At 63.5% G+C, this 3,642-nt stretch carries 4 protein-coding genes; all 4 read left to right on the top strand.

The genetic code is table 11. The annotated features are described in order from the left end of the window. The coding region (locus WC683_20245) for a phosphoglucomutase/phosphomannomutase family protein (protein ID MFA4974941.1) at positions 1–471 on the top strand (471 nt) is incomplete at its 5' end. A gap of 12 nt (positions 472–483) precedes the next feature. After that, entirely contained in the window at positions 484–1,452 is a 969-nt protein-coding gene (locus WC683_20240; GenBank protein MFA4974940.1) for a methyltransferase domain-containing protein, read from the top strand. Then, positions 1,449–2,069, top strand: a complete 621-nt coding sequence (locus tag WC683_20235; GenBank protein ID MFA4974939.1) for a peptidylprolyl isomerase — start codon at positions 1,449–1,451, stop codon at positions 2,067–2,069. The genes WC683_20240 and WC683_20235 overlap by 4 nt, the downstream gene beginning before the upstream one ends. Positions 2,070–2,130: 61 nt before the next feature. Beyond that, positions 2,131–3,642 (top strand): excinuclease ABC subunit UvrA (locus WC683_20230; protein ID MFA4974938.1); only part of this gene is annotated, 1,512 nt, incomplete at its 3' end.

Below are 3,642 nucleotides of genomic sequence, written 5' to 3'. Positions count from 1 at the left end.
GGCTTCAAGTACATAAGCCCCGCGATGAAGGCCCCGGGCGTGCTCGTGGGCGGCGAGGAGTCCGGCGGCTTCGGCTTCCCGCGCCACATACCGGAGCGCGACGGGGTCTTCTCCGACCTGATGCTGCTGGAGATGATGGCCTTCACCGGAAAGCCGCTGAGCCGTCTGGTCGCGGAGCTGCAGAAGGACTACGGCCCCTGCAGGTACAGAAGACTCGACATGCACCTCACAGCCGCCGAGATACAGAAGGCGCGCGAGGCGATGAAGGCTCTCGACATCAAGGACATGGACGGCCGGCGCTGCGTGAAGCACGAGACCATGGACGGCCACCACTTCCTGTTCGAGGACGACTCGTGGCTCCTCTTCCGCGCGTCGGGCACAGAGCCTCTCGTGCGCATCTACGCGGAGGCCCCATCGATGGACGAGGTGGAGCACATGATCGCCGTCGGCAAAAAAGAGCTGGGGCTGTAACAAGGAGAAAGTATGGGCGAAGAACGAGGGGTCCTGGCGGCAAAGGGAGGTTTTCTCAGCGAGACCTACAGGGAGCGCGGTCTGCGTGGCTGCGCCGGCAAACTGCTCGCTGCCCTGAGGATGAGCCTCCCCGTGTTCGCGCTCGGCCGCCGCACCAACAAGAGCGTGGGCGCGTACTTCGACCTGATCACGGACGACGCGCGCACGTTCTACGGCGACAGCTTTCACTTCGGCTATTTCAAAGAGCCGTCCGAAAGTTTCGCGAAGGCGCTCGAAAATCACACCGACCTCGTAGCCGGCATGGCCAAACTCGCGGCGGACAGCCAGGTCCTCGACGTAGGCTGCGGCATCTGCGCACCCGCGATCAGGATCGCAAGAAACCACGGCTGCCATATCACCGGCGTCAACATCAGCGCCGAGCAGGTGAGGCAGGGGCAGGAGCTCGTGGCCCGTCACAACCTCTCGGATCGCATCATAGTGCAAGAGGCCAACGCTCTGAAGCTCCCCTTCGAGGACTCATCGTTCGATTCGCTCCTCTGCATCGAGGTGGCGGGCGACATATGCGTCTCGAGCGGCCAGAAGAAGAGACTCATGGACGAATGCTTCCGCGTGCTGAAGCCCGGCGGCAGCATGGGGTTCTCGGACCTGGTCTTCACCGGGACGCCGTCGCGGACGGATGAGCGCGTCCTGCAGAGCATCCTCTACCATCGCGGCGCCGAGCTGGTGACCGACTGGCCCGCCCTCTGCAAGGAGAGCGGCTTCGAGGTCGAGCGCAGGATGGACATCATCAAGGAGACCATGGCCACATGGGACCATTCGCTCGCCATCTACGAATCGCGTCAGCAGGATGTCGAGCGCCGCTTTGGCCGCGCCATCGCCCGCCGCACGCTGAATCAGCTGAGGCAGATCCCGGACATACTCTCGAAATTCGGCTCGTTCGTCGTCATCTCCGCCCGCAAGCCCGGAAGGGAGATCTCATGAGGCGAGGCGCAATAACAATCGCGCTGCTCATTTTCGCCTGGACGCTCAGCGCATGCAGGACAAACGCGCCCATGCCGGAGAAGGCAGCGGGCCCTGTTGAGACGATAAAGGAGGAAGCGATGGCGGAGAAAAAGGCGTTCAGCGAGCCCAAGATCCCGCAGATAGACGCGGAGAAGAAGTACACGGCGATAATCAGGACGAGCAAGGGCGAGATCGTGGCGGAGCTCTACGCCAAAGACGCTCCGCTCTCGGTCACCAACTTCAAGCAGCTCGCGGACGGCGGCTTCTACGAGGGTCTCACCTTCCACCGCGTGGAGCCGGGCTTCGTGGTCCAGGGCGGCGACCCGGATGGCACGGGCGCAGGCGGCCCCGGCTACACGATCCCCGCCGAGATCAAGCGCAGGCACGACAAGGGCGCGCTCGCATGGGCGCGCACCGGCGACGAGGTGAACCCCGAGCGGCGATCGAGCGGCTCGCAGTTCTACATCACGCTCGAGGCCACGCCGTTCCTCGACGACGGCTACACGGTCTTCGGCCATACGGTCTCGGGCATGGAAGTGGTCGAGAAGATCCGCCGTGGCGACAAGATCGAGTGGGTAGAGGTGAAGGCTGAATAGTAACCTCTAATTACCTGAATAATATTGCATTTTTGTCGCAGGCGGGCTAGCTTAGCGGGCTATGTCAGAGCAGGGAATCGTGGTCCGCGGCGCGCGGATGCACAACCTCAAGAACATCGACGTAACCATCCCGCGCAACCGGCTCGTGGTGGTCACCGGCCTTTCGGGCTCGGGAAAATCCTCGCTCGCCTTCGACACGATCTACGCGGAGGGACAGCGCAGATACATCGAATCGCTCTCCGCGTACGCGCGCCAGTTCCTGGGACAGATGGACAAGCCGGACGTGGACTCCATCGAGGGGCTCTCCCCCGCCATCTCCATCGAGCAGCGCAACGCATCCAAAAACCCGCGCTCCACGGTCGGCACCTCGACCGAGGTCTACGACTATCTCAGACTCCTCTTCGCGCGCGCAGGCACGCCCCATTGCGTGAAGTGCGGCAGGCCGATAGAGGGGCAGACCGTGCAGCAGATGGTGGATCGGCTGATGGCGCTGCCCGAAGGGACGCGCGTCACCCTCTTCGCGCCGATCGCATCCGGCCGCAAGGGTGAGTTCGCGAAGGAGATGGCGAAGCTCGCGAGGGACGGATTCGTGCGGGCGCGCATAGACGGCGAGGTCCACGAGCTCGCAAACACCCCGAAGCTCGACAAAAAACGCAAGCACGACATCGACCTCATGGTCGACCGCGCGGTGATAAAACCATCCGCAAAACAGCGCCTCGCGGATTCGCTGGAGACCGCGCTCAAACACGGGGACGGGATCGTCAAGGTCGAGCTGCAGGGGGACAAAGAGATCCTGCTCTCCGAAAAACACGCGTGCCCGACATGCGGTATCTCGCTGCCGGACATCCAGCCGCAGCTCTTCTCATTCAACAGCCCCAAGGGGGCGTGCCCTGCGTGCGATGGTCTTGGGGTCCGCCACTACTTCGACCCCGACCTCATCGTGCCCAACCGCCAGCTCTCGCTGCGCGAGGGGGCGATCCTCCCGTGGCAGAAGAAGAACGCCACCGACTACATCGAACTCGTCGAGGCGCTGGCGCGCCACTACGGCGCTGACATCTACAAGCCCTTCGCCGACCTGCCGGAGGCGCTGAAAAAGACCATCCTCCACGGCTCAGGCGACGAGGAGATCGCCTTCACCTACGACACCGGCCGGGGCAACAAGCGCTACAGGAAGGCCTTCGAGGGGATCATACCGAGCTTCGAGAGGCGTTGGCAGGAGACCGCCTCCTACTCGGTGCGCGAGGATATAGAGCGCTTCATGAACATGAGGCCCTGCCCCACCTGCCGCGGCACGAGGCTCAAGCCGGAGAGCCTCGCGGTGCGGATCGGCGGCAAGAACATCTCGGAGCTTTGCGCCCTATCCATCGACCAGGCGCTCGCCTTCATCAAGGGACTCTCGCTGGACCCCAAACGCGCGAAGATCGCAAAGGGAGTGATAAAGGAGATCAGCGAGAGGCTGGGCTTCCTCATCGACGTGGGGCTGGACTATCTGACCCTGGACCGCGCCAGCGGCACGCTCGCTGGGGGCGAAGACCAGCGCATAAGGCTCGCCACCCAGATCGGATCTGCGCTC

This window comes from bacterium (genome assembly GCA_041648665.1).
Taxonomy (GTDB): domain Bacteria; phylum UBA10199; class UBA10199; order 2-02-FULL-44-16; family JAAZCA01; genus JAFGMW01.
The sequence above is the reverse complement of the archived record's forward strand: the minus strand, read 5'-3'. Positions and strand labels throughout refer to the sequence as shown.

Bases quoted from the DNA above. Each gene is read 5' to 3' on its own strand.
- WC683_20235 (MFA4974939.1), top strand. From the start codon at position 1,449: ATGAGGCGAGGCGCAATAACAATCGCGCTGCTCATTTTCGCCTGGACG.
- WC683_20240 (MFA4974940.1), top strand. From the start codon at position 484: ATGGGCGAAGAACGAGGGGTCCTGGCGGCAAAGGGAGGTTTTCTCAGC.